At 75.1% G+C, this 24829-nt stretch carries 21 protein-coding genes and 1 tRNA gene; 7 read left to right on the forward strand and 15 right to left on the reverse strand.

What is annotated here, in order from left to right:
- Window positions 1-249: 249 nt before the first annotated feature.
- The 5 genes from pth to P9841_RS06460 all read right to left on the reverse strand — a co-directional run bounded on the left by pth (window position 250) and on the right by P9841_RS06460 (window position 7234).
- Window positions 250-870, reverse strand: coding sequence for an aminoacyl-tRNA hydrolase (gene pth, locus P9841_RS06440; protein WP_283321208.1), 621 nt, complete (start codon window positions 868-870; stop codon window positions 250-252).
- 133 nt (window positions 871-1003) lie between these two features.
- Window positions 1004-1597: a 50S ribosomal protein L25/general stress protein Ctc gene (locus tag P9841_RS06445; protein ID WP_283321209.1), complete on the reverse strand. Its 594-nt coding sequence runs from the start codon at window positions 1595-1597 to the stop codon at window positions 1004-1006.
- A gap of 636 nt (window positions 1598-2233) precedes the next feature.
- The gene (locus P9841_RS06450) at window positions 2234-3217 is read right to left on the reverse strand and encodes a ribose-phosphate diphosphokinase (protein WP_222171518.1); all 984 of its coding nucleotides are present in this window, start codon (window positions 3215-3217) and stop codon (window positions 2234-2236) included.
- The gene (gene glmU / locus P9841_RS06455; RefSeq protein ID WP_283321210.1) at window positions 3214-4872 is read right to left on the reverse strand and encodes a bifunctional UDP-N-acetylglucosamine diphosphorylase/glucosamine-1-phosphate N-acetyltransferase GlmU; all 1659 of its coding nucleotides are present in this window, start codon (window positions 4870-4872) and stop codon (window positions 3214-3216) included. Before glmU ends, P9841_RS06450 begins: the two co-directional genes overlap by 4 nt.
- Window positions 4873-5164: 292 nt before the next feature.
- Entirely contained in the window at window positions 5165-7234 is a 2070-nt protein-coding gene (locus tag P9841_RS06460) for a hypothetical protein (protein WP_283321212.1), read from the reverse strand.
- A gap of 234 nt (window positions 7235-7468) precedes the next feature.
- Between P9841_RS06460 and P9841_RS06465 the strand changes: the two genes are divergently transcribed.
- Entirely contained in the window at window positions 7469-7936 is a 468-nt protein-coding gene (locus P9841_RS06465) for a VOC family protein (RefSeq protein WP_283321882.1), read from the forward strand.
- A 5-nt stretch (window positions 7937-7941) separates the two neighbouring features.
- Here the strand turns inward: P9841_RS06465 and P9841_RS06470 are convergent, their stop codons facing one another.
- From P9841_RS06470 to P9841_RS06490, 5 genes are all read right to left on the reverse strand, one after another.
- Entirely contained in the window at window positions 7942-8808 is an 867-nt protein-coding gene (locus P9841_RS06470; protein WP_283321213.1) for a PRD domain-containing protein, read from the reverse strand.
- Window positions 8809-8810: 2 nt separating this feature from the next.
- Window positions 8811-10220 (reverse strand): glycoside hydrolase family 1 protein, encoded by a 1410-nt coding sequence (locus P9841_RS06475; protein WP_283321214.1) that lies wholly within the window; start codon window positions 10218-10220, stop codon window positions 8811-8813.
- A 9-nt stretch (window positions 10221-10229) separates the two neighbouring features.
- Window positions 10230-10769 carry a PTS sugar transporter subunit IIA gene (locus P9841_RS06480; RefSeq protein WP_283321215.1) on the reverse strand — a complete coding sequence of 180 codons (540 nt, stop codon included), beginning with the start codon at window positions 10767-10769 and terminating at the stop codon, window positions 10230-10232.
- Window positions 10770-10816: 47 nt separating this feature from the next.
- A complete protein-coding gene (locus P9841_RS06485) occupies window positions 10817-12706 on the reverse strand; it encodes an oxidoreductase (protein ID WP_283321216.1) in 1890 nt (629 codons plus the stop codon).
- 81 nt (window positions 12707-12787) lie between these two features.
- Window positions 12788-14218, reverse strand: a complete 1431-nt coding sequence (locus P9841_RS06490) for a PTS transporter subunit EIIC (protein WP_283321217.1) — start codon at window positions 14216-14218, stop codon at window positions 12788-12790.
- A 613-nt stretch (window positions 14219-14831) separates the two neighbouring features.
- Between P9841_RS06490 and P9841_RS06495 the strand changes: the two genes are divergently transcribed.
- The 3 genes from P9841_RS06495 to P9841_RS06505 all read left to right on the forward strand — a co-directional run bounded on the left by P9841_RS06495 (window position 14832) and on the right by P9841_RS06505 (window position 17107).
- Window positions 14832-15110, forward strand: a complete 279-nt coding sequence (locus P9841_RS06495; RefSeq protein ID WP_283321218.1) for an HPr family phosphocarrier protein — start codon at window positions 14832-14834, stop codon at window positions 15108-15110.
- Window positions 15107-16828: a phosphoenolpyruvate--protein phosphotransferase gene (locus tag P9841_RS06500; RefSeq protein ID WP_283321219.1), complete on the forward strand. Its 1722-nt coding sequence runs from the start codon at window positions 15107-15109 to the stop codon at window positions 16826-16828. The genes P9841_RS06495 and P9841_RS06500 overlap by 4 nt, the downstream gene beginning before the upstream one ends.
- A gap of 105 nt (window positions 16829-16933) precedes the next feature.
- Complete coding sequence (locus P9841_RS06505; protein ID WP_283321220.1) at window positions 16934-17107, forward strand: DUF6767 domain-containing protein; 174 nt, start codon at window positions 16934-16936, stop codon at window positions 17105-17107.
- Window positions 17108-17132: 25 nt separating this feature from the next.
- On the opposite strand, the gene P9841_RS06510 is transcribed toward P9841_RS06505, so the two are convergent.
- Window positions 17133-17204: transfer RNA gene (locus P9841_RS06510), tRNA-Gln, on the reverse strand.
- Between the two features lie 151 nt (window positions 17205-17355).
- On the opposite strand from P9841_RS06510, the gene P9841_RS06515 reads away from it, so the two are divergent.
- Together P9841_RS06515 and P9841_RS06520 are read left to right on the forward strand one after the other, a co-directional pair.
- Entirely contained in the window at window positions 17356-18006 is a 651-nt protein-coding gene (locus P9841_RS06515) for a TetR/AcrR family transcriptional regulator (RefSeq protein ID WP_283321884.1), read from the forward strand.
- A gap of 68 nt (window positions 18007-18074) precedes the next feature.
- On the forward strand, window positions 18075-18605 hold the full coding sequence (locus P9841_RS06520) for a MarR family winged helix-turn-helix transcriptional regulator (protein WP_283321221.1): 531 nt from the start codon (window positions 18075-18077) through the stop codon (window positions 18603-18605).
- An 84-nt stretch (window positions 18606-18689) separates the two neighbouring features.
- Here P9841_RS06520 and P9841_RS06525 read toward each other — a convergent pair whose 3' ends face one another.
- From P9841_RS06525 to P9841_RS06540, 4 genes are all read right to left on the reverse strand, one after another.
- Window positions 18690-19820 (reverse strand): ABC transporter permease, encoded by a 1131-nt coding sequence (locus tag P9841_RS06525; protein ID WP_283321222.1) that lies wholly within the window; start codon window positions 19818-19820, stop codon window positions 18690-18692.
- The gene (locus P9841_RS06530) at window positions 19817-20755 is read right to left on the reverse strand and encodes an ABC transporter ATP-binding protein (protein WP_283321223.1); all 939 of its coding nucleotides are present in this window, start codon (window positions 20753-20755) and stop codon (window positions 19817-19819) included. The genes P9841_RS06525 and P9841_RS06530 overlap by 4 nt, the downstream gene beginning before the upstream one ends.
- Window positions 20756-20874: 119 nt before the next feature.
- On the reverse strand, window positions 20875-21600 hold the full coding sequence (locus tag P9841_RS06535) for a response regulator (protein ID WP_283321224.1): 726 nt from the start codon (window positions 21598-21600) through the stop codon (window positions 20875-20877).
- Window positions 21597-22910 (reverse strand): sensor histidine kinase, encoded by a 1314-nt coding sequence (locus P9841_RS06540; protein WP_283321225.1) that lies wholly within the window; start codon window positions 22908-22910, stop codon window positions 21597-21599. The genes P9841_RS06535 and P9841_RS06540 overlap by 4 nt, the downstream gene beginning before the upstream one ends.
- A 60-nt stretch (window positions 22911-22970) precedes the next feature.
- Here P9841_RS06540 and P9841_RS06545 point away from each other — a divergent pair, with 60 nt between their 5' ends.
- A complete protein-coding gene (locus P9841_RS06545) occupies window positions 22971-24779 on the forward strand; it encodes an ABC-F family ATP-binding cassette domain-containing protein (RefSeq protein WP_283321226.1) in 1809 nt (602 codons plus the stop codon).
- Window positions 24780-24829: the final 50 nt, after the last annotated feature.

The raw sequence follows: 24829 nt of genomic DNA on the forward strand, positions 1-24829 counted from the left end.
ACGACACCCGCGCTGGACGCGCTCCCACCCCCGGCGTCACCCGGATGCCGCACCCGGCCCCCGGCCTGCGACAACACCCCTCCCGCGCCGACCTCCGCCCCACCCGCCGCCGCCCCACCCGCCGGCACCGCACCCCGGACGCACCCCGGACGCACCGCGAGGTCGTCACCCCAGGCCGAGGTCGTCACGTCGGCGTGACGACCTCGGCCCGAGGTGACGACCTCGAGCGGACTGCTGCGCGCGACCCGGTCAGCGGGTGCGGGTGTGGAACCGGAGCTGCGCGCGCTCCAGGCCCTCCGTGACCACCAGCTCGACGGCGTCCGCGGCGTCGTCGAGCAGGAGCGGCAGCTCCTTCTGCTCCGGCTTCGCGAAGTCGCGCAGCACGAAGTCCGCCGCGTCCATCCGCCCCGGCGGCCGGCCGATGCCGACCCGCACCCGCAGGTAGTCCTTCGTGCCGAGCGCCTTCGACGTGTCCCGCAGGCCGTTGTGGCCGCCCTCGCCGCCGCCCAGCTTCAGCTTGATCTCGCCGAACGGGATGTCGAGCTCGTCGTGCACCAGCACCACCCGGTCCGGCGGCACGTCGTAGTACCGCGCGAGCGCGGCGACCGGCCCGCCCGAGGTGTTCATGAACGTGGTCGGCTTCGCCAGGACGGCCCGCGGACCGGGCGCTCCCCCGGGCAGCGTGCCGATGCGCACCTCCGCCGTCGCCGCCTGCGGGCGCCGGGACAGCACGCCGCCCTTCGACCCGAACGACGCGCCCGCGCGCCGCGCGAGCTCGTCGAGCACCATCTGCCCGACGTTGTGCCGGTTGCCGGCGTACTGCGGACCCGGGTTCCCGAGGCCGACCACCAGCCAGCGCCCCTCGCTCATCGCGACGCCACTCCCTCTCGTCGTCACGGGCACCCGCGGGTGCCCCGCATGCCGGACGCCCGGCACCGTCGCACGGTACCGGGCGTCCCCAGCGTGGTCGGCGCGCTCCCCGCACGGGGGCGCGCCGGGCGGATCACTCCGCGGCGGCCTCGGCGGCCTCGGCCTCGTCCGCGGCGCGGTCCTCGGCGGAGACGGTCGGGACGGTGACGGTCACGATGACCTGCTCCGCGTCGCCCTCGAGCACGGAGCCCGCCGGGAGGGCCAGCTCGCCGGCGGTCAGCGCGGTGCCGGCCTCGAGGCCCTCGATGGAGACCTCGACGTGCTCCGGCAGGTGCGTGGCCTCGGCCTCGAGGGTCAGCGTCTGGGTCTCGACGATGTGGATCGTGCCGGGGGCCGACTCGCCCACGACCGTGACCGGGACCTCGACGGTGACCTTCTCGCCGCGGCGGACGATCAGCAGGTCGACGTGCTCGATCACGTTCTTGACCGGGTCGCGCTGCACGTCCTTGGCGAGCGCCAGCGTGGCCTTGCCCTCGAGCTCGATCTCGAACAGGGCGTTCGCCTGCTTGACGGCGAGCATGGTCTCGTGACCCGGCAGCGCGACGTGCACCGGCTCGGTGCCGTGCCCGTAGAGGACGGCGGGGATCTGGTGGGCACGGCGCAGGCGGCGCGCGGCGCCCTTGCCGAACTCGGTACGGGTGGTGGCGACGAGCTTGACCTCGGACACGGTGACTCCCAAGAAGCAGAGGATGACGGGCGAGACGGTGTGGTGGCCTCGACGCGGGACGCTGGACGGGCACGCGGAGGCGGACCACCCAGTCGATCACGGAGATCGGTGGTCTCGATCCGACGCGGTCCGCGCGGCCGTGTCCACGGCACCCGGGGGGTGCGGGACGCGCCGTCCGCCGGACCGCCGACGGGTCGTGGAGCGACCGTCCGACGTCCCTCGCCGAGGCAACCCCCCGATCCTACCCGCGTCCCACCCTGCGGGACGAATCCGCCCCCACGGACCGCGCGCCCCGCGGCCCGCACGCACCCGGGTCCGCCCCCGCGCCCGCGCACGCGCCGCGCCCTCCGCCCGCACCCGCGCACGCGCCGCGCCCTCCGCCCGCACCCGCACCCGCGCCGCGCCCTCCGCCCGCACCCGCACCCGCGCCGCGCCCTCCGCCCGCACCCGCACCCGCGCCGCGCCCTCCGCCCGCGCGCAGCCCGCGTCGAGAAGCCAGGACACGCCCGGGATCACGACGCCCGGCCGGCGTGTCCTGGACTCTCGGCGTCGCAGGGTGCGAGGGGTGCGTGCGCGGGGAGGGTGCGTGCGAGGGGAGGGTGCGTGCGCGGAGGGCGCGCGGGGTCGTGCTGGGGGTCAGGACTGGCCGTCGAAGAGGCTCGTGACCGAGCCGTCGTCGAAGACCTCGCGGATCGCGCGCGCGATGAGCGGCGCGATGGACAGCACGGTCAGGTTCTCGAACCGGTGCTCGTCGGGGATCGGAAGCGTGTCGGTGACGATGACCTCGCGCGCCCCGCACTGCTGGAGGCGGTCGGTGGCCGGGTCGGACAGCACGCCGTGGGTCGCGGCGACGATGACGTCCTTCGCCCCCGCCTCCTTGAGCACGCGCACCGCCCCGGTGATCGTGCCGGCGGTGTCGATGAGGTCGTCGACCAGCACGCAGGTCCGGCCCTCGACGTCGCCGACCACGCGGTTCGCGACCGTCTTGTTGGGCTGCCGGATGTCGCGGGACTTGTGCACGAACGCCAGCGGCCCGCCGCCGAGCTTCTGCGCCCACAGCTCGGCGACGCGGATGCGACCGGCGTCCGGGGACACGACGGTGACGTTCTGCACGTCGACCCGGGTCCGCACGTACTCGGTGAGGATCGGCATCGCCCACAGGTGGTCGACCGGGCCGTCGAAGAAGCCCTGGATCTGCGCGGCGTGCAGGTCGACGCTCATCAGCCGGTCGGCGCCCGCGGTCTTGAACAGGTCCGACACCAGGCGGGCCGAGATCGGCTCGCGGCCGCGGTGCTTCTTGTCCTGCCGGGCGTAGCCGTAGAACGGGGCGATCACGGTGATCGTCTTGGCCGAGGCCCGCTTGAGCGCGTCGACCATGAGGAACTGCTCCATCAGCCACTGGTTGATGGGCGCCGCGTGGCTCTGCAGCACGAACACGTCCGCGCCGCGCACCGACTCGGCGAACCGCACGTAGATCTCGCCGTTCGCGAAGTCGTACGCGGTGGTGGGCAGCAGGTCGATGTCGAGGCTCTGCGCCACGGCCGCGGCCAGGTCGGGGTGCGCGCGACCCGAGACCAGGACGAGCCGCTTCTCACCGTCCTGCGAGACGATCCCGGTCATCGTGCGGTGTCCTCCGTGCTGGGCTGGGCGTCGGGCAGCGGGGCCGGGTGGTCCGGCAGGTGCGGGGGCGGCGTGGAGTAGACCCCCGAGCCGGCAGCGCGGCCGGCGCGCTCACGCTCGGCGCGCGCCTGGGGCGAGAGCTGGTCGTCCTCGCCGCGGGCGCGGGCGGCGGCCTCGGCGGCGGGGGTGCCGGCGCGGGACCGGGAGACCCAGCCCTCGATGTTCCGCTGGGCGCCGGCGCTCACGGCGAGCGCACCCGGCGGGACGTCGTGCCGGATGACCGAGCCGGCACCGGTGTAGGCGCCGTCGCCCACGGTCACCGGGGCGACGAACATGTTGTCCGAGCCGGTGCGGGCGTACGAGCCGATCGTCGTGCGGTGCTTGCGCACCCCGTCGTAGTTGACGAACACCGACGCCGCGCCGATGTTCGTCTCCTCGCCGATGGTCGCGTCGCCCACGTACGACAGGTGCGGCACCTTGGAGCCGGCGCCGATCTCCGCGTTCTTCGTCTCGACGAACGTGCCGATCTTGCCGCGCTCGCCGAGCACGGTGCCGGGCCGCAGGTAGGCGAACGGGCCGACGGTCGCGCCCTCGCCGATCACCGCGAGCGACCCGTGGGTCCGCACGACGGTCGCGCCGGCGTGCACCTCGACGTCCGTCAGGGTGGTGTCCGGGCCGATCGTGGCGCCGGAGGCGACCGACGTCGCGCCGTGCAGCTGGGTGCCGGGCAGCAGGGTGACGTCCTGCGCGAGCTCGACGTCGACGTCCACCCAGGTGGTCGCGGGGTCCACGACCGTCACGCCGGCGCGCATCCAGTCGTCCAGGACGCGGCGGTTCAGCTCGGCGCGCAGCACCGCGAGCTGCGCCCGGTCGTTGACGCCCTCGACGAGCACCGGGTCGTCCGTGCGCAGCGCGCGCACCCGGCCGCCGTCGGCCCGCGCGATCGCCAGCACGTCCGTCAGGTAGACCTCGCCCTGCGCGTTGTCGCGCCCGAGCCGGCCGAACGCCCCGCGGAGCACCGCGGCGTCGAACACGTAGACCGACGAGTTGATCTCGGCGATCGCGCGCTGCTCGTCGGTCGCGTCCTTCTCCTCGACGATGCCGAGCACGTCGCCCGCGTCGGCCGGGTCCTGCGAGCGCAGGATGCGCCCGTACCCGGTCGGGTCGGCGACCTCGGTGGTCAGCACGGTCACGGCGTTGCCGTCCGCGGCGTGCGCGGCGAGCAGCTCGGCCAGCGTCCCGCCGTCGAGCAGCGGGATGTCCCCCGCCAGCACCACGACCGGGCCCTCGACGAGCACGCCCGCGGCGGAGCCGGGCACGCCCGGGCCGTCCCCGGCGGACGCGGCCTCGGCCTGCGCGGCGGCGTCGAGCACCGCGAGCGCGCACTGCACGGCGCGGCCGGTGCCCGGCACGTCGTCCTGGTCGGCGACCAGGACCTGGGGCATGAGCTCGCGGGCGTGCGCGGCCACCTGGTCGCGCTCGTGCCGGACGACGACCGCCGTCCGGCGGGGCTCGAGCGCCTGGGCCGCGGCGAGCGCGTGCCCGAGCATCGAGCGGCCCGCGAGGGTGTGCAGGACCTTGGGTGTGGCCGAACGCATCCGGGTGCCCTCACCTGCGGCGAGGACGACGACCGCAGCGGGGCGGGGGGTGGTCACCTGTGGGTGCTCCCTGTCGAGAGGTCTGCCCGGACGAACGCGGGGGCGCGGCCGGGCGGGGACGTCGTGCTCCCGCACTCTACCGCCGTCGCGGCGACCCCCGGCGCGCGTCCGCCGACTCCCCGCACGTGCGCGACCACCCCGGACCCGTGCGCACCGGCCGCCGCAGCGGTCGTCCCGGCGTGCCGGGCGCGCGGCGGTCGGCGGCGCGCGGGGGGTGTGCGGGCGGGTGTGCGGGAGGGACGCGGGCACACCCCTCCGCACGCCCGCGTCCCTCCCGCACGTCTGGGGGTCAGCCCTCGCCGCGAACCCGGCGGCGGCCACGGAGCGCGAGGAGCGCGCCGCCGGCGACCACCAGCGCCGAGGCGCACAGCAGCACCACGCCGGCGGGGCTGCCGGTCCACGCCAGGACGCCGCTCGCCGCGCTCGGCGTGCTCGCCGTCGACGACGGAGCGGTTTCACCGGGCAGGGCCACCACGGTCGGGTCGGGGGACGGCGCCGGGTCCGGGTCGACGGGCTGCGGGTCGACCGGCTCCGGGTCGACCGGCTCCGGGTCGACGGGCTGCGGGTCGACGGGCTCCGGGTCGACCGGTTCGGGGTCCGCCGCGACGAAGCTCACGCGCACCGTGCCGACCTCGGTGCCGCCGACGGACGCGCGGACCGTCGCGACTCCCGGCTCCACGGACCGGAGCCCGACCGTGATGGTGCCGTCGCCGTGGTCGACCGGGGTGGCCAGCTCCCCGAGGTCCGTGGCGAACGTCACGTCGTCGGCAGCGTCCGCGGCCTCGACGCCACCGGCGCCGGTCGCGTCCGCAGCGGGCGCGTCCGCAGGAGGCGCGTCCGCAGGAGGCGCGTCCGCAGGAGGCGCGTCCACGGCAGGCGCGTCCACGGCAGGCACAACCGCATCAGGCGCATCCGTAGCGGGCGCATCCGTAGCAGGCGCATCCGTGGCAGGCGCACCCGTGGCGGGCGCGTCGACCGCCGCGACCGCGGCGTCGGCCTCCACCGGATCGGGGGTGACCGCCCCCGTGGTGAGCGTGACGGTCGACACCGACACGCCGTCCGCCGCGAGCGTGCGCGGGGCGGCATCCAGCGTCGCGGTGACGGCCCGCTCCGTGACCTCGACGGTCGTCGGGGCGCCGCAGCCCTCCGGCGATCCGGCGGTGCACGCCGAGGGGTCGAGCACCGTCGGCGACGCGGCGCGCGTCACCGACGCCTCCCAGGTCCCCGCGGAGACCGCCCGCGCGGTCAGCCGGATCTGCGCCGCCTGCCCGGGCGCGAGGTCCCCGACGGTCCACGTCCCCGTCGCGGCGTCGTACGTGCCGTCACCGGACTGCGCGGTCAGCTCGAGGCCGGCCGGGATCGCGAAGTCGACGGTGGTCCCGGGCGACGCCGCGGGCCCGTCGTCGCGGACGTCGAGCGTGTAGGTCACCTCGTCGCCGACCTGGACGGAGGGCGGCTCGGCGGTCGCGCCGACCGCGAGGTCCGCGAACGGCTCGACGCGCTCGCCGACCGTCACGAACCACGCGCGGGTCACCTCGGCACCGGGCGCCACCGCGTCGGAGCGCCACAGGACGGCGGCGCTGGTGTCGACCACCGGGAGCTCGTCGCACGCCGCCGTGGTCCACTTGTCGCGAAAGCACGTCGTCGTGACGCCGTACCCGGCGGCGGCAGCGGCGACGGCGTAGTAGTTGCCACCCAGCAGAATCGGGTCGGGCGACACCGCCACGACGCTCATCGCCCCCTCCCCCTCCGTCGAGATGCAGCTCGAGGAGGTGGCGTCCATCGCCGACATCCCGAAGTCGTTCCCGGCGAAGTGGCAGTCGTACCAGTAGCCGAGCTGCACGTCCTCCGCCGACTCCCCGAGATTCGTGTAGCTGATCCGGCCCTGGATGTAGTCGTCGCCGTCGGCGTAGAGGTTCGTCGTGGTGACCCGCATGACGCCGGCCACCTCACGCGTCGTGGAGATCCAGTACGGGTCGGCCGGCGTCCCCGTGCCGCCGTGCCGCTGCTCGACGAACGTGCCCGTGCCCGCGAGCATCTCGCGCCCCGACGCCGTGGTGACCATGGGGCCGGTGTTGCCCGCGGCCGTGCCGCCCTCGCGGTCCGTCGTCCGGTAGTACGCCCCGAAGGTCGTCGAGTGCCGGGTCCAGAGCTGGCTGCGCATCGCCGCGTCGAGGTACACCCGCTGGATGCTGGTGTTCTCGACGCGGATGGCACCGTCCTCGACGCTCCCCGGCGCCGCGAGCGCCGCGCCACCCCCGGCCACGAGCCCGAGCCCGGCCAGTGCCACGGCGAGCACCCCCGCCCCGGCACGCCGCAGCCGGCCCCGGATGGTCGTCCTCGGTCGTCTGGCGTCCACGCCTGGTCCTCTCGTCGCCGCGGCGGTACCCGCGCGGGCACCGCGTCCGACGCTGGCGGCGCCGCGGCCGGACCGGGTGGGGGACCTGCGTCCTGCGTGGGTGGTCCGCCGTCGCGGCCGTGCGGGGGTCCCGCGGAGCACTCAGGCCCGTCGGCGACGCAGGTGAGTGGACCGGCGGCGTCGGTGAGGGCCGTGACCTAGGTGGCCCGCGTGCGGAGCCGGCCCCGCGCGGGGATGCTGAGGCGTAGGCCCCGGCGGTCGGCGCCGGGGCGGCTGAGGGAGGCCACGGTGACCCGTCCCCGCGTCGTGCAGACCGTGCTGGACACCACCGACCCGCGGGGGCTCGCGGAGTTCTACCGGGAGCTGCTCGGGCTCGAGTCCCGCCCCGGCGACGAGCCGCCGGCGCCCGGTGAGCCGGACCCGGCGGGCGACGACTGGCTGGTCCTGCGGGGCGAGGGCCTGTGGCCGCTGGCGTTCCAGAAGGTCCCCGAGCTCCCGGCCGCGACCTGGCCCGACCCCGACGTCCCGCAGCAGCTCCACCTGGACATGACGGTGCCCGACGCGGGGACGCTCGACGCCGAGCACGAGCGGGTGCTCGGCCTGGGAGCCCGGCTGCTGCTCGACCGGCGCGACGACCCGGACGAGCCGCTGCGCGTCTACGCCGACCCGGCGGGGCACCCGTTCTGCATCTTCGTGGGCTGAGCCCGTCAGCGCGGCGCGGCCCCGGTGAGCCGCGTGACGTGCAGCGTGAGGTACAGCAGCTCGTCGGCGTCGACCGTCCAGTCGAAGAGGTCCGCGAGCAGCGCCCCGATCCGCACGGCCGAGGCGAACTGCCGCGGCTTGGAGGTCCGCACGACCGCGAGCACCTCGTCGGTGTCCCCGGTGCCGGTCGGCACCCCCGGGGCCGGCGGCTTCGGGTCCTGGCGCGCCCGGACGAACAGGAACCGCAGGTGCGTGACGAACCGCGCGACGTCCACGGCGCCCTCCTCGAACCGGATGCCGTGCTCCTCGTCGATGATCTGCAGGATCTGCTGCAGCGCCTCGGTCATCCGCACGTACTCGCGCATGTCGTCCGAGCCGTACTGGGCGTTGACGAAGTGCATGGCGATCGGCACGGCCTCGGACGCGGGCAGCCGGACCCCGGTGCGCCGCTCGACGATCTCCAGCGCCTCGCGGCCGAACGCCAGCTCGGCGGGGTAGAGGTAGGAGAGCTCGGAGCGCAGGGGGTACTCGGTCGCGCTGCCCTCGCGGACGCGGCGGAGGGCGAACCCGATGTGGTCCGCGAGCGGGAGGAGCACCCGCGCCGTGACGTGCGGCCCGAGTCGCTCGCGCCCCGCACGCATGACCTCCTCGGACGCCGCCACGGCGTCGATGGAGATCTCCTCGACCATGGCCGCGAGCCGCTCCAGCGAGCCGATGCCGTCGGGCACGAACGTGCGCTGCACCGCGGCGGGGTCCACCTCGTCGCCGGGCGAGGTGCGGAACCCCAGGCCCGGGCCGAGCAGGATGACCTCCGTCCCGGCGCCGTCGATCCCGAGCACGACGCTGTTGTTCAGGACCTGCTTGACGCGCATCGTCACCTCCGCCGCCCGTTGGTCGCGATCAGCTCGCGGTACCAGTGGAAGGAGTCCTTGCGGTACCGGTCGAGCGTGCGCAGGTCGTCCTCGTCGCGGTCGACGTAGACGAACCCGTACCGCTTGCGCATGCCCTGGTGCGTGGACACGAGGTCGATCGCCGCCCACGGGCAGTATCCGATCACCTCGACCCCGTCCGAGACGGCCTCCTGGATCTGCGCCACGTGGTCGCGCAGGTACGCGATGCGGTACGGGTCGTGCACGGAGCCGTCCGGCTCGAGGACGTCCGGGGCACCGAGCCCGTTCTCCGTGACGAGCAGCGGCAGGCGGTACCGGTCGTAGAGCTGCCGGAACGTCGTCCGGAACCCGACCGGGTCCGTCTCCCAGCCGAACTCGGTGGTCGGCAGGTGCGGGTTCTCGACCCCGCGGTACACCCCGGCGTCACCGATGAGCAGGTGCTGGTCCTGCGAGCCGCCCTTCTCGGGCCCGTCCGGCGTCGGGGCCCCGACCGTGTGCGAGGTGTAGTAGTTGAACGCCACGAAGTCCGGGCGGCCGGCGGCCAGGTCGGCCAGGTCCCCCGGTGCGACGTCGGGCCGCCAGCCGCGCTCCCCCAGGTACGCCCAGGCGGTCGGGTTGTAGGTGCCGTGCACCGCCGCGTCCAGGTACAGCCAGTTCCGGATCGCCGCGAAGTCCTCGGCCGCCACGACGTCCAGCGGGTCGCTGCTCGCCGGGTACACGCAGGCGATGTTCGGGGCGGGCCCGACCCACGCCCCCGGCACCTCGTGCACGGCCCGCATGGCGCGGGCCTGCGCGACGAGCATGTGGTGGTTCTGCTGGTAGACCTCGCGCTGCGGGTCGTCGCCTCCGGGGAGGGGGATGCCGAGGGCTCCGCCGAACAGGATCATGACGTTCTGCTCGTTGATCGTCAGCCAGTACCGGACGCGGTCGCCGAGCGCCGCCGTCAGCACCCGCGCGTAGCGCTCGAACGCGTCGACGGTGGCGCGCGACGACCAGCCGCCCTTCGCCTGCAGCGCCTGCGGCAGGTCGAAGTGGTACATGGTGAGGACGGGCTCGATGCCGTGCGCCAGGAGCGCGTCGACCAGCCGGCCGTAGAACGCCAGGCCCTCCGGGTTCACCTCGCCGTCGCCGTCCGGGATCACGCGCGACCAGGACACGGAGAACCGGTACGCGCGCAGGCCGAGCTCGGCCAGGAGCGACACGTCCTCCTCGAGCCGGTGGTAGTGGTCGCTCGCGACGGTGTAGTCGGCGACGCCCGCGGGACGGTCGGTGCGGACGTCCATGATCGACGGGCCCCTGCCGTCGACGTCGGCTGCCCCCTCCACCTGGTAGGCGGAGGTCGACGCGCCCCACAGGAACGCCGGGGGGAACGGGCGCAGGGTGCGGTGGTGCACGGGTCCTCCTCAGGCCGCGGGGGTGACGGTCAGGAGCGTCCGGCCGGCGTCGACCGGGCCGGGCGGCTCGGTCGCGACGCCGCCCAGCGTCCGGGCGTTGGTGACGACGAGCACGACCGTGGTGGGGCAGCCCGCCGCCTCGACCCCGGCGAGGTCGACCCGGGCGAGCACGTCGCCGGCCGCCACGCGGGCGCCCGCCTCGACCGCGGGCGCGAAGTGCTGCCCGTTGAGCGTGACGGTGTCGATGCCGATGTGCACCAGCACCTCGACCCCGGTGTCGGACCGCAGGCCGTACGCGTGCGGCATGGCGGTGACGACGGTGCCGGCCAGCGGGGCGACGACGGTGCCGGACGACGGCCGGACCGCCATCCCCGGGCCGAGCAGGCCGGCCGAGAACGCGGGGTCCTCGACGTCCGCCAGCGGTACGGCCACCCCCACGACCGGCGCGCCGACCCGGACGGGTCCGAGCTCGACGGGCTGGGGTGCGGCGGCCTCGCGGCGGCGCCCCCGGCCCCAGAGGGGGCGGCGGCTCTCGTCGTTCGTGGGCATCGGTGCTCCTTCTCGTGGTGCGACGTGCGGGGCGGGGCGCGGGCCCGTCAGAGGTTCATGGCGTACGTGTGGCCCTCGAAGACGGCGTCCATGAGGATCCGGGGCCGCACGCAGTCCCCCACCACCACCGTCTCCGGCGTGATCCCGTAGAACGACCGGGCCAGGTCGTCCCGCGCGCGCATGCCGACGGACACGACCACGTGGTCCGCGGGCAGCGTCTCCTCGACGCCGTCGGCGTCCGCCACGACGACGGCGTCCGCCTCGATCCGCAGGCAGCGCCGGCCGAGCCTGAAGCCCAGCGTCGGGGTGCCCTCGATCTTCTGCCGCAGGGCCTCGCGGTACAGGCTGTTCCCCTGCGGCGCGTAGGTCTGCCCGATGTCGACCATCGTCACGTCCTTGCCGCGCAGCCGGGCCAGCTCCAGCCCGATCTCGGTGCCGATGGACCCGGCGCCGACGACGACCACCCGGTCGCCGATCTCGTCCTCGCGCAGGATCGCCTCGTTCCCGGTCATGACGTGCGGCTGGTCCAGGCCGATGATCGGCGGCACCACCTCGGTCGCGCCCACGGCGACGACCAGGGCTTCCGGCCGCAGCCCGCGGACCAGGTCCGGCGTGGCGTCGACCCCGGTGCGGACGTCGACCCCGCTGGTCGCGACCTGCCGCAGCAGGTACTCCAGGTAGGCCTTGATGTCCTGCTTGTAGTGCTCGCGGGCCACGTACTGCAGCTGGCCGCCGAGCACGTCGTCCTTCTCCAGCAGCACCACCTCGTGGCCGCGCTGCGCGGCGGTGAGCGCCGCGGTGATGCCGCCGGGGCCGCCCCCGACCACGACGGTGCGCCGCGGCCGCGGCGTGAGGGTCAGCCGCCGGGGGACGAAGTCCTCGTTCCAGAAGCGCGGGTTCACCGAGCAGCCGACGTTCCGGCGGTTCGTGCTGATGTGGTAGCACTGCAGGCACCGGATGCACGGCACGATCTCGTCCGCGCGCCCCTCCTGCGCCTTGCGCGGCCAGTCCGGGTCGGCGATGAGCGGTCGGCCGAGCGCGACCATGTCGACGACGCCCGACGCGATGAGGTTCTCGGCCTCGTCCGGCGTCATGATCGCGCCGACGACGCTGACCGGGATCTGCACCTCGGACTTCACCCGCGCCGCCCACGGCGCGTTCGGCATGTGCTCCTCGAAGTTCGTGGTCGCCATGTGCACGTTGCCCTCGACCCCGATGTCCACCCCGGCGGAGATCTGCACGGTGTCGATGAACGGCTCGGCGAGCCGGATGAACGCCAGCGTGTCCTCGAACGAGATGGAGCCCTCCACCCACTCCACGGCGCTGATCCGCATGTCCACCGGGAAGTCCGGGCCGACGGCGGCGCGCACCGCCTGCAGGATCGCCAGCGGGAACCGTGCCCGGTTCTCCAGCGACCCGCCGTACCCGTCGGTCCGGGAGTTCGACCGCGGGGACAGGAACTGCGCCGGCAGCCAGCCGTGCCCGAAGTGCAGGAACACCATGTCGAAGCCCAGGTCACGGGCGTTGCGGGCCGCGCGGGCCCACAGCTCGAGCACCTCGGCCATGTCGTCCTCGGTCATGCCGCGGACCTCCACGCCGTCCTCCCGGACGTACGAGACGGGACCCCGGGCGAAGTCGGCGACCCGGGCGTGCCGGCCGCCGTGGAAGATCTCGATCGACGCCTTCGCGCCGGCCTGGTGCGCCTTGAGCACGCGGCGGCGGGTCTCCTCGACCTCGTACTTCGCGAACGCGTCGGGCTCGTGCGGGCTCGCGTACGAGGACCGACCGGGCTCGACGATCGCGTGCCCGGTGATCACGATGCCCGCGCCGCCGAGCGCCTTGTCCTCGAAGAAGTCCCCCGTGGGGGTCGCCACGATGCGGTTCTTGGTGGTCACCCGGTTGATGCGCAGGGGCGAGAACAGGTGCGGGAAATCCATGGGGGCCTTCCGGGTCGTGCGTGGGGGGCGACGTGCGGGGCACGGCGGTGGGGAGACGGGGTCCCCACCGCCGTGCCTGCTTCAGCGGGCCGCGGCGGGCTCCGCGGCCACGGCGGGGACGGCTCCGTCCGCCGCCGCACCGGCGGACCGGGAACGCCCTCGCCGGTCGAGCAGGAGCGTCACGACGAACGCCACGGCGATCGTGCAGAAGACCGCCAGGAAGTAGGGGACGGCCCGCGGGGACGACAGGAAGGCCGGTGCCCCGAGCACACCCGTGAACGCGAACGCGGTGATGTACACGTCGAACAGCCCGCACACGAGGCCGCCGACGAGACCACCGGCGAGCACCCCGACGAAGTACTTCTTGCTCTTGACGAGCACGCCGTAGATGCCGGGCTCGGTGATGCCGGCGATGCCGTTGACGAACGCCGCGGACCCGGCGACGGCCCGGGTCTGCCGGTCCCTCGACAGCACCAGGACGGCCAGCAGCACGCCGAGCACCGCGTAGTTGCCCATGCCGCCCGCCGCGAGCGAGTACTCCCTGCCCTGGTCCGCGAGGATGCCGAGCTGCAGCGGCAGCACCAGCCAGTGCGCACCCAGCATGATGACGAACACGAACAGCGCGCCGAAGATCATGCTCATCACGACCGGGTACTGGACGAGCCAGTCGTAGCCGGTGGCCACACCGTTCGCGATCGCGAAGCCGATCGGCCCGAAGACCAGCAGCATGAGCGGCACCATGACGACGAGGGAGATCACGGGCACCAGGAGCAGGTGCGTGAGCTGCGGCAGGACCCGCTTCAGCGCGCGCTCCAGGTAGGAGAACGCCCACATCCCGATGATGATCGGGATCACCGTGTTGGCGAACGACTGGCCGACGAACGGGATGCCGAGGAAGTCGAGGCGCTCCCCGGTGACGTTGATCGCGGTCAGGCTGGGCTCCATCAGGGCCGCGCCGATCGTCGCCCCGACGTAGGGGTTGGCGCCGAACTGCCGGGCCGCCGTGAACGCCAGGAGGACCGGGAAGAAGTACAGCATCGCGTTGCCGGCGGCGGACAGGATCGCGTACGTGTTCGAGGTGTCGGCGATCCAGCCGAACTGCAGGCAGAGGGCGAGCAGGCCCTTGATGATGCCGACGGACGCGAGCACCGGGATGTAGGGGGTGAAGATCGCCGAGATGGTCGCGAGGACGCGGTCCAGCCACGAACCCCGCGCGACGTCGGGCCCGGGCGTACCCGGTCCCGGCCGGGTGGCGGCCTGCTCCCCGGGCACTCCCGGGACGGCGGCGACGGCCTTGTAGGCGTCGGGGACGCCGGGTCCGACGATCACCTGGAACTGGCCCTGGGACTCCAGGACCCCGACCGCCTCGGGGCGCGCCTCGATGCGGGCCCGGTCGACCTTGGCCGGGTCGACCAGCTGGAACCGCAGGCGGGTCGCGCAGTGCGTGACCTGCCTGATGTTGTCGGGGCCACCCACTGCGTCGACGGTGACGCGAGCGAACTCGGTGTACATGGCGCTTCCTCTCCCGGGCCGCTGCACCGCGGACCGGATACGGCTCGGCAGGGGCCGAGACCTGGACGGGCGACTGCTCCGTCGCAGTCAGACGCCGGCGCACGGGACGGACGGCGGCCTCGGCGACCGCAGGCGGGGGCTGCCTGCGGCGCGTCGACCGCCCGGGTACGGAGGAACGAGGCGTCGCGCCGTCGGCCACCGCCTGGTGGCTCGGGGCGAGGGGCCACGTCGTCCCCTCCGGGGACCTGGGACCGTCCGTCCGGTCCGGTCGCGGGGAGGCGATGCGGACCCGGACGCACGGACCACCGTGCGCCGGGCCACCGATCTTGCCTCCGCGAGGAGTAACAACCCTGTGGCCGTGGATGAAGCGTGTGCTTCGGGCGGCAGCATGCCCCTGTCGCGGCAGGGAGCGCAAGTAGCGGCTCCGGGCGGCCGCCCGGAGCACAGGGTTTGACGCCACGCACCCCCTCGCCGTAGAACTGGGCGCACCAGGGTTGTTACTGAGCGGTTCAGGCAAGACCTGAGGCACCGGCACCACGTCGGACGCCTCGGGTCTTTTTTGTTGCCCTGGGTCGTCGCCCACCGCCGGGCGTCGGACGAGAAAGGGATCTCCATGCCTCACCGTCGAGCGCGCATCGCGACCGCCACCGGCCTGCACGCCCGCCCCGCGTCCGTCCTCACCCGCGCCGCCGCCGACGGCGGGCACGCGGTCCAGATCGGCCGCGACGGCGAGCCCGCCGTCGACGCCGCGAGCATCCTGTCGGTGATGGGCCTGAAGCTGCAGCACGGCGAGGAGGTCGTGCTGTCCGCGGACTCCGCCGACGCCGAGCCGCTGCTGGACGAGCTGGCCGCGCTGCTGGCGTCCGACCTCGACCTGGTCGGTCAGGCATGAGCGCCGCCGGCACCGGGCGCACGGCGGACGGCGTGCTGCGCGGCATCGGCGTCGGCCGCGGCTGCGCGGTCGCCCCGGTGGCGCTGGTCGCCCCCGCGCCGCAGGTCCCGGCCGACGAGCCCGCGCCCGCCGACCCGGCCGCCGCCGAGTCCCGGCTGCGCGCCGTGCTCGGGGAGGTCGGCGACGACCTGCGCGCCCGCGCCGCCGCGACCGGCAACGAGGACCTGCGCCACATGCTGGAGGCCGCCGCGACGATGGCCGGCGACCCGGCGCTCGCCGCGGAGGCCGCCCGGCTGGTGCACGCCGGCCACGGCCCCGCCACCGCCGTCGACCAGGCCGTCGAGGGCTTCGCGGCCGCGTTCACCGCCGCGGGCGGGGACCTCGCCGAGCGCGCGACGGACCTGCGCAGCGTCCGGCACCGCGCGGTCGCCCGGCTGCTCGGCGTGCCCGAGCCCGGGCTCGCGCCGCTGGACGGCCCGGCCGTCGTCGTCGCGGAGGACCTCTCCCCCGCCGACACCGCGGCGCTGGACCTGACGAAGGTCGCGGCGATCGTCACGGAGCTCGGCGGCCCGACGTCCCACACCGCGATCGTGGCGGGACAGCTCGGGCTGCCGTGCGTCGTGCGCGTCGCCGGCGCGACCGCCCTGGCGTCCGGCACCCCGGTGCTCGTCGACGCCGCCGCCGGCACCGTCGAGCCCGACCCGTCGCCGGAGGCGGTCGCCGTCGTGGAGCGCCGGGCTGCCGCGGAGGAGGAGATCCGCGCCGTCGACGGCCCCGGGGCCACCGCCGACGGCCACGCCCTGCCGCTGCTCGCGAACGTCGGCACGCCCGCCGACGCCCGCGACGCCGCGCCCCGCAGCGAGGGCGTCGGCCTGTTCCGCACCGAGGTGCTGTTCCTCGACGCGCGCACCGAGCCGACCGTCGCCGCGCAGCAGTCCGCGTACGCCGAGGTCGTCGAGGCGTACGCCGGCCGCAAGGTCGTCATCCGCACCCTCGACGCGGGCGCCGACAAGCCGCTGGCCTTCGCCACCCAGCCCGACGAGGAGAACCCCGCGCTCGGCGTGCGCGGCTACCGCCTGGTGCGCAGCGTGCCGGGCGTCGTCGAGCGGCAGCTCGAGGCCCTGGGAGCGGTCGTCCGGGCCCTGCCCGCCGAGCGGCGCGCGGACGTCTGGGTGATGGCGCCGATGATCGCCACCCCGGCGGAGGCCCGCGCGTTCGCGACCGCCGCCCGCGCCGCCGGCGTCGAGAAGGTCGGCGTCATGGTCGAGGTCCCGGCCGCCGCCCTGCGCGCCGAGGCGATCCTCGCGGAGGTCGACTTCGTGTCCCTCGGCACCAACGACCTCGCGCAGTACACGATGGCGGCGGACCGGCTGCGCGGCGAGCTCGCCGACCTGCTGGACCCGTGGCAGCCCGCGGTGCTCGACCTCGTGGCGGCGACCGCCCGCGCGGGCTCGGCGCTCGGCAAGCCGGTCGGCGTGTGCGGCGAGTCGGCCTCCGACCCGCTCATGGCCCTCGTGCTCGCGGGGCTCGGCATCACGTCGCTGTCGATGGCCGCCGGCCGGGTGCCCGCCGCGCGGTACGCGCTGCGCGCCCACACCCTCGACCGGTGCCGGGCGATGGCGGACGCCGCGCTGGCCGCGCCGGACGCCGCCGCGGGCCGGGCGGCGGTGCGGGAGCTGCTCGACGCCGACGCGGCGCGGGTGCTGCTCGGGGAGTGACGGACCGCCGGGTCGGGCGCCGCCGTGCGCCCGGCCCGGCGTACCCGAGCCGGGCGTACGCTCGCCACGGGGTCGCGGCCCGTGCGCGCCCACGAAGGAGCCGCCATGGGACACCCCGTCCCGAAGTGCCCGATCCGGCCGGGTGACGCCTGCACCCTGTGCTTCCCCGGGGCGGACGGCCCGCAGAACTGCGGGCTCGTCTGGCTGGTGATGGACGACGAGGAGCAGCGCGAGGAGCTGCACGAGCGGACCGTCGCCCGGCGCGCCGCGCCGCGCTGACCCCGGGCGGGCGGGTTGGGCTGGGCTCCGCCCCCAGGATTCGAACCCGGACCGCAAGGCTCCAAAGGCCTGCGTGCTGCCGTTACACCAGGGCGGACCGCGGGCCGCCCGGCGGGCACCCGCGTCGGCCGCCAGTCTGCCAGGCGCCGACGTCGCGCGACGCACCACCCGCGGGCGGGCGCCGGGCCTGACAGGATGGCCGGATGACCGCCGAGCCACGCCGCAGCCCGAAGGCGACGCGCGCCCGCATGACCGCGACGCAGCGGCGCGAGCAGCTGCTGGCCGTCAGCCGCCGCCTGTTCGCCGAGAAGGGGTTCGAGGGGACCTCGATCGAGGAGATCGCCGCGCGCGCCGAGGTGTCGAAGCCGGTCGTGTACGAGCACTTCGGCGGCAAGGAGGGGATCTACGCGGTCGTCGTCGACCGGGAGATCCAGGCGCTGACCAGCGCGCTGTCCGGGGCGCTGGACGAGGGCGGGCACCCGAAGGTCATGGTCGAGCGCTCGGCGCTGGCGCTGCTGGGCTACATCGAGGACTCCGAGGACGGGTTCCGGATCCTCGTGCGGGACTCGCCGGTCGCGCAGGCCACGGGGACGTTCTCCAGCCTGATCGGGGACGTCGCGACGCAGGTCGAGCACCTGCTGGCGGACCAGTTCCGCAAGCAGCACCTGGACCCGCGCACGGCACCGATCTACGCGCAGATGCTGGTCGGCATGGTCGCGCTGACCGGGCAGCACTGGCTCGACGCGCGCAGCCCCAAGAAGGCGGACGTCGCGGCGGCGCTCGTGAACCTGGCGTGGAACGGCCTGTCCGGCATGGAGCGACGCCCGACGCTGACGAGCGAGGCGGCGAAGCGCCCCGCGACGAAGCGGACCCGCGCTGCTGAGACGCCCGCGGACTGACCGCTGGGCCCACCGTGGCGGCGTGCCCTGCGCGGGTCCGTCCGCGCGCAGCGGGTAGCCTCGCCCGCATGTCGGCTGCCGCCCCTCCCTCCCCGCGCGGGGACGACCCGGCGGACGAGGTCGACCGGATCGTCGCGGCGTGGGCGCGCGAGCGGCCGGACCTGGACGTCGCGCCGCTGACGGTGCTGTCCCGGGTGACCCGGCTGTCGCGGCACCTGGACCTGGCGCGGCGGCAGGCGTTCGCCCGGCACGGCCTGGAGCCGTGGGAGTTCGACGTGCTGTCCGCGCTGCGCCGCGCGGGGGCGCCGTACCGGATGTCGCCGGGCGCCCTGCTGACGCAGACGCTGGTGACGAGCGGCACGATGACGAACCGCATCGACCGGCTGGCCTCGCGGGCGCTGGTGGAGCGGCTGCCGTCGCCCGACGACCGCCGGGGCGTCCTGGTGAGCCTCACGGCCGAGGGACGCTCGCGGGTGGACGCGGCGATGTCGACGCTGCTGGAGGTCGAGGCGGGGCTGCTCGCCGGCCTGCCGGACGCGGACCGGGAGCGGCTCGCGGACCTGCTGCGCACGCTCGTCGCGCCGTTCGACACGCCCTGATCCCGCAGCCCCGGGTCCGGGGACGCAGACGCAGACGCGCGCGGCACCCCCCTCCCGGGTGCCGCGCGCGCCGGTACGGGTCGGTCAGGCCGCCTTGGCGAGCGCCTCCGACAGCTTCACGCGCCGCCCGGTGCGCAGCACGGACCGCTCGTAGATGCGGGCACCGATCGCCGTGACGACGGCCGCGGACACCACGAGCACCGCCAGCGACAGCAGCGGCTCCCACCACGCCGCCTGTCCGAGGAACAGCCGGACGGGCATCCCCACGGCCGCGCTGAAGGGCACGTACGACATGACGGTCAGCACGGTGTCGTTGTCGTTGAAGAAGATGACGCCGAAGTACGGGATCATCACCAGCATGATCACCGGGGTCAGCACGGAGCCGGTGTCCTCGATGCGCGACACGAGCGAGGCCGCGGACGCGAACATCGCCGCGAGCAGCACGAACCCGACGAGGAAGAACAGCACGAACCAGGCGACGGGCGCCCCGACGAGGCTCAGCACGTCGTCCTGACCGGTGACGACCAGGCCGACGACGGCCACGGCGGCGATCGCCGCGATCTGCCCGACGGCCAGCACGGTGTTGCCGAGGATCTTGCCGGCGAGCAGCGCGCGGGGCGGGACGGTCGACAGCAGGATCTCGACGATGCGGGACTGCTTCTCCTGCACGGTGTTCTGCGCGATGGTGCCGCCGAACGACGACGCGGCCATGAGGAACACCAGGCCGAACAGCAGCGACACGAGGTACCGCAGCCCGGCGGGCGTCGCGGAGTCGTCCAGCAGCTCCACGGGCGGGGTCACCGCCAGCGCGCCCACCACGTCGTCCGGGGCGGAGTCCAGGCCGACGACGACGATGCCGAGCGGGTTGCCGGCGTCCTCGTCGGGGAGGATCGCGGCCGAGACCTCCTCGGACTCGACGAGCGCGCGGGCCTCGTCGGCGTCGGCGGCGTCGACCGGCTCGAGCCCGTCCACGTCGGCGATCACCGACGCCGTCGCGGGCACGACCGCGACCTTGGTGTCGCCGCCGCCGAGCTTGTCGCCCAGCAGCGAGGTCAGCACGATGCCGCCGAGCACGAGCAGCAGCAGGATGCCCGTCGAGATGAGGAACGACTTGGTGCGGACCTGCGTGACGATCTCCCGCTCGGCGACCATGAGGGTGCTCTGCACGGCGCTCGGCGTCGCGGGGCGGGGGCGCGGGGTGGTGGGGGAAGTCATCGGACCGTCTCCTTCACCCGCGCACCGGCGGGCTCCTCGTCGTGGCGCTGCTCGTCGGTGACGATGTCGCGGAAGATCTCCGCGAGCCGCGGGCGCACCGGGGCGAACTGGCTGACCGGGGCGGCGTCGAGCGCGGTGCGCAGCACCCGCTGGGCCGTCGCGTCGTCGGCGTCGAACAGCGCGTAGCCGCCGTCGAACTCGACGACGCGCACCCCGGGCTCCGAGCGCAGCCAGCCCATGTCGCCCCCGGAGGTGATCTCGTAGCGCGGCTCGGAGTACCGGGCGCGCAGCGCCTCCTTCTCCCCCGCCGCGCGGATCCTGCCGCCGGCGATGACCACGACGTCGTCGCAGAGCCGCTCGACCACGTCGAGCTGGTGCGAGGAGAACAGCACCGGCACGCCCCGGGCCGCGTGCTCGGACAGCACGCCGAGCACGACGTCGACCGCCATCGGGTCGAGGCCCGAGAACGGCTCGTCGAGGATGAGGACCTCGGGCTCGTGGACCAGCGCGGCGGCGATCTGCGCGCGCTGCTGGTTGCCCAGCGACAGGTCGTCGACCGGGTCGTCCAGCCGCTCGGACAGGCCGAGCTTCTCGAGCAGCCCGCGCGCCCGCTCGGTGGCGTCCCGGCGGTCGTACCCGTGCAGCCGCGCCAGGTAGGCGATCTGCTCGAGCACCTTCATCTTCGGGTACAGCCCGCGCTCCTCCGGCATGTAGCCGAAGCCGCGGCGCTGGTCGTCCCCGAGGGGCGCGCCGTCGAGCGTCACCGTGCCCGAGTCGGCCGACAGCACGCCGAGCACGATCCGCATGGTCGTGGTCTTGCCCGCGCCGTTGCCGCCGACGAAGCCCGTGAGCTTGCCGCGCTGCACCTCGAAGCCCACGTCGTCCAGCACCAGGCGGTCCCCGAAGGACCGGTGGATGCCGTCGAGTCGCAACATGTCCGTCTCCCGTTCTCCTGCGTCGTCCGGGGTCAACGCTAGGGAGCGGGCGGCCCGGGCGCCTCAGCCCGGCGGCGGAACCTGCGCCCTCCGCCCCGCGGGGGAGGGCGCCGGGCGCGTCAGTCCGTGAACCCGTTCTGGTACGCGAACACGACGGCCTGCACGCGGTCGCGCAGGCCCAGCTTCATCAGCAGGTTCGAGACGTGGGTCTTGACCGTCGCGCGCCCCAGCACGAGCTCCGCGGCGATCTCGTCGTTGCTCATCCCCCGGGCGACGAGCCGCAGCACCTCGGTCTCGCGCTCGGTCAGCCCCGCGGCCGAGGGGCACCCGCCCTCCTGCGGGCCCCCGGGGACGCTCCGTCCCGGGGCGGAGGCGGTGCCCGCCCCGACCGCCCGGGCGATGACCGCCCGCGTGACCTCCGGCGACAGCAGGGCGTCCCCGGCGGCGACGGCACGCACCGCGTCGGCGAGCTGCTCGGGGCGGGAGTTCTTCAGCAGGAACCCCGCGGCGCCGGCCTGGAGCGACTCGAGCAGGTAGTCGTCGCGGTTGAACGTGGTGAGCACGAGCACGGCCGCGGCGACGTCCGGGTCCGCCACGATCCGGCGGGTGGCCTCGAGGCCGTCCATCTCCGGCATCTGCACGTCCATGCAGACCACGTCGGGGCGCAGCGCGCGGGCCAGCTCGACGGCCTCCCGGCCGGTGCCCGCCTCGCCGACGACCTCCAGGTCCGGCGCGGCGCCGAGGATCGTCGCGAGGCCGGCGCGCAGCAGGGCCTGGTCGTCGGCGAGCAGCACCCGCACGGGCCCCGCCGGGCCGGGTGTCCCCGCGGCCACCTGCTCGGTCATCGTGCTCCTCCCGTCCGCGGCGCGAGCGGCACCCGCGCCCGCACCAGGTACCCGCCGCGGCCCCGCGCGCCGGTCTCCAGCGTGCCGCCGTCCGCGGCGACCCGCTCCCGCATCCCGACCAGCCCGAGCCCGCCGGACGTCCCGCGACCGACCCGCCGGCCCCCGGTGCCGTCGTCCGCCACCTCGAGCTCCACGGCGGCGCCGTCGTAGCGCAGCCGGACGTCCACGCGCGCACCGGACCCGGCGTGCTTGCGGACGTTCGTGAGCGCCTCCTGGCAGATCCGGTACAGGTTGAGCGACGTCAGCGGCGGTACGCGCACCGGCTCACCGACCACCTGGTACTGCGCCTCGAGGCCGTTGTCGGTGGCCTGGCGGACCAGCTCGGGCAGCCGGTCGACGCCGAGGGAGCCCACCGCCGCCTCGCCGGTGTCCGGGGTGTCGCGCAGGGTCGTCAGCAGCCCGTGCAGCTCGTCCACCGCCTCCCGGGCGGAGTCCTCGACCTGCTCGAGGGCCTCCGCGGCGCGCCCCGGGTCCACGCCGAGCAGGGTGCGGGCGGCGGCCGCCTGCACGCCCATCATCGACACGTGGTGCGCGACGGCGTCGTGCAGCTCGCGGGCCAGCCGCAGCCGCTCGATCGCGACCGCCTGCTCCTCGACGCGGCGCTGCTCGCCCACCAGCAGGCGCCCCCGCCAGTCCGTGCGGGCGCGTTCGCGCGCGGCGTTCCACGCGTGGTCGCCGAACCACCACGCGCCGGCGAAGTACAGCACGTTGGTGAGCAGCTGGATCAGCAGGAACGCGACGAGCGGCGAGAACGCGCCGGCGTTGGAGAAGCCCTCGATGCCCTCGGGGTCGGTGACCGCCTGGAACATCGCGATGAGCAGCCAGACGAACATCGCGACGACCACGACGCCGCGCACGACGACCGCCCGGGTCCGCCGCGGGTCCCACGCGCCGACCGTGTACAGGGCCATGAACAGCGCGATGTTCGCGAACAGGGTCTCGGGGACGCGCAGCTCGCCGACCACCACGAACGCCGCGGCGACCACCCCGGCGACGGCGGCGGGCCACCGGCGGCGCACCGCGAGCGGGGCCGTCACCGCGAGCACGCACAGCACCGCGACCCAGCCCTCCGCCGGGTCGTCGTACATCCCGGCGGTGCCGCCGAGCGCGAGGCTCAGCACCCCGCCCACCAGCAGCCCGACGGCGAGCAGCGCGTCGTAGCGGCGCTGGTCGGCGGTCAGCGGCGGCCGGCGCCAGCCGGGGGCGTCGGGGTCGGCGTCGAGGTCGGCGTCGAGGTCGGGGCGCGGCACGCACCCACGGTAGCCGCAGCCCGCGGCGGGCCGCGGGCGCGCGGCCCTACGCTTGGCGGAATGGCCCACCTGCTCGGCGGCGAAGCGCTGCACCTGTCGTTCCCGACCAAGCGCGTCTTCGACGGCGTCACGGTCGGGCTGAACGAGGGCGACCGCGTCGGCGTCGTCGGGCGCAACGGGGACGGCAAGTCCTCGCTGCTGGCGCTCCTGGCGGGCCGCCTGTCCCCGGACGGCGGCCGCGTCACCGTGCGCGGCGGGGTGCGCGTGGGGGTGCTCGACCAGACCGACACGCTCGACCCGGAGCTGACCGTCGGCACGGCCGTCGTCGGGGACCGCGTCGAGCACGAGTGGGCCGGCGACGCGCGCGTCCGCGACGTCGTGCAGGGGCTCGTCGGCGACCTGCCCTGGGACAAGCGCGTCGGCGACCTGTCCGGCGGCCAGCGGCGGCGCGTCGCCCTCGCGGCGCTGCTGGCCGGCGACGACGACGTCCTCATGCTGGACGAGCCGACGAACCACCTGGACGTCGAGGCCGTCACGTGGCTCGCCCGGCACCTGAACCGCCGCTGGTCCGCGAACGCCGGCGGCCTGCTGGTCGTCACCCACGACCGCTGGTTCCTCGACGAGGTGTGCACCGCGACGTGGGAGGTGCACGACGGCGTCGTCGAGCCGTTCGAGGGCGGCTACGCGGCGTACGTGCTGCAGCGCGTCGAGCGCGACCGCATGGCGGCGGCCACCGAGGCCAAGCGGCAGAACCTCATGCGCAAGGAGCTCGCGTGGCTGCGCCGCGGCGCGCCCGCCCGCACGTCCAAGCCGCGCTTCCGGATCGAGGCCGCGAACGCGCTCATCGCCGACGTGCCGCCGCCCCGCGACACCGTCGCGCTGTCCCGCATGGCCACCGCACGGCTCGGCAAGGACGTCGTCGACATCGAGGACGTGTCGGTCTCCTACGGCGACCACGAGGTGCTGCGGCACGTGACCTGGCGGATCGCGCCCGGTGAGCGCACCGGCGTGCTCGGGGTCAACGGTGCCGGCAAGTCGACGCTGCTCGGGCTCGTCACCGGCGCCGTCGCGCCGAGCGCCGGCCGGGTCAAGCGCGGCAAGACGGTGCAGGTCGCGACGCTCACGCAGGAGCTCGCGGAGCTCGCCGACGTGGCCGACGACCGGGTCAGCGACGTCATCGGCCGGTACCGCACCACGTACGTCGCCGGCGGCAAGGAGATGACCCCCGGGCAGCTCCTGGAGCGGCTCGGGTTCACCAGCGCCCAGCTCTCGACCCCGGTCAGGGACCTGTCCGGCGGCCAGCGGCGGCGGCTCCAGCTGCTGCTGATCCTGCTGGACGAGCCGAACGTGCTGGTGCTGGACGAGCCGTCGAACGACCTCGACACCGACATGCTCGCCGCGATGGAGGACCTGCTGGACACCTGGCCCGGCACGCTGCTGGTCGTCTCCCACGACCGGTACCTGCTGGAGCGCGTCACCGACCAGCAGTACGCGGTGCTCGACGGACGGTTCCGGCACGTGCCCGGCGGCGTGGACGAGTACCTGCGGCTGCTCGAGCACCACCGCGGCGGGAACCCGGTGCAGACGGGCGCCCCGACCGAGGCGACCGGGGGCGCCCCGGCGGCGGCGGGCGGCACCGGGCTGGACGGGGCGGAGCTGCGCGCCGCGAAGAAGGAGCTCGGGGCGCTGGAGCGGCGGATCTCGAAGCTGACCGGCCAGATCGAGGCGCTCGACCGGACGATGGCGGAGCACGACCCCGCGGACTACGTCGGCCTCACCGCGCTCGGGACGGACAAGGCGGCGCTCGAGGCCGAGGTGGCCGACGTCGAGGAGCGGTGGATGGCGCTCGCGGAGGCCGTCGAGGGCTGACCCGGGCGGCGAGGTCGTCAGGTCCGGCCGAGGTCGTCAGGTGCACCGCA

It is taken from the genome of Cellulomonas sp. ES6 (assembly GCF_030053835.1).
In the GTDB taxonomy this organism is placed as follows: Bacteria; Actinomycetota; Actinomycetes; order Actinomycetales; family Cellulomonadaceae; genus Cellulomonas.

Coding starts and splice junctions, on each gene's coding strand:
- P9841_RS06545 (WP_283321226.1), top strand. CDS start 22,971: ATGGCCCACCTGCTCGGCGGCGAAGCGCTGCACCTGTCGTTCCCGACC.
- P9841_RS06520 (WP_283321221.1), top strand. CDS start 18,075: ATGTCGGCTGCCGCCCCTCCCTCCCCGCGCGGGGACGACCCGGCGGAC.
- P9841_RS06500 (WP_283321219.1), top strand. CDS start 15,107: ATGAGCGCCGCCGGCACCGGGCGCACGGCGGACGGCGTGCTGCGCGGC.
- P9841_RS06535 (WP_283321224.1), bottom strand. CDS start 21,600: ATGACCGAGCAGGTGGCCGCGGGGACACCCGGCCCGGCGGGGCCCGTG.
- pth (WP_283321208.1), bottom strand. CDS start 870: ATGAGCGAGGGGCGCTGGCTGGTGGTCGGCCTCGGGAACCCGGGTCCG.
- P9841_RS06470 (WP_283321213.1), bottom strand. CDS start 8,808: ATGCGCGTCAAGCAGGTCCTGAACAACAGCGTCGTGCTCGGGATCGAC.
- P9841_RS06530 (WP_283321223.1), bottom strand. CDS start 20,755: ATGTTGCGACTCGACGGCATCCACCGGTCCTTCGGGGACCGCCTGGTG.
- P9841_RS06495 (WP_283321218.1), top strand. CDS start 14,832: ATGCCTCACCGTCGAGCGCGCATCGCGACCGCCACCGGCCTGCACGCC.
- P9841_RS06505 (WP_283321220.1), top strand. CDS start 16,934: ATGGGACACCCCGTCCCGAAGTGCCCGATCCGGCCGGGTGACGCCTGC.
- P9841_RS06485 (WP_283321216.1), bottom strand. CDS start 12,706: ATGGATTTCCCGCACCTGTTCTCGCCCCTGCGCATCAACCGGGTGACC.
- P9841_RS06480 (WP_283321215.1), bottom strand. CDS start 10,769: ATGCCCACGAACGACGAGAGCCGCCGCCCCCTCTGGGGCCGGGGGCGC.
- P9841_RS06490 (WP_283321217.1), bottom strand. CDS start 14,218: ATGTACACCGAGTTCGCTCGCGTCACCGTCGACGCAGTGGGTGGCCCC.
- P9841_RS06465 (WP_283321882.1), top strand. CDS start 7,469: ATGCTGAGGCGTAGGCCCCGGCGGTCGGCGCCGGGGCGGCTGAGGGAG.
- P9841_RS06525 (WP_283321222.1), bottom strand. CDS start 19,820: ATGACTTCCCCCACCACCCCGCGCCCCCGCCCCGCGACGCCGAGCGCC.
- P9841_RS06450 (WP_222171518.1), bottom strand. CDS start 3,217: ATGACCGGGATCGTCTCGCAGGACGGTGAGAAGCGGCTCGTCCTGGTC.
- P9841_RS06515 (WP_283321884.1), top strand. CDS start 17,356: ATGACCGCGACGCAGCGGCGCGAGCAGCTGCTGGCCGTCAGCCGCCGC.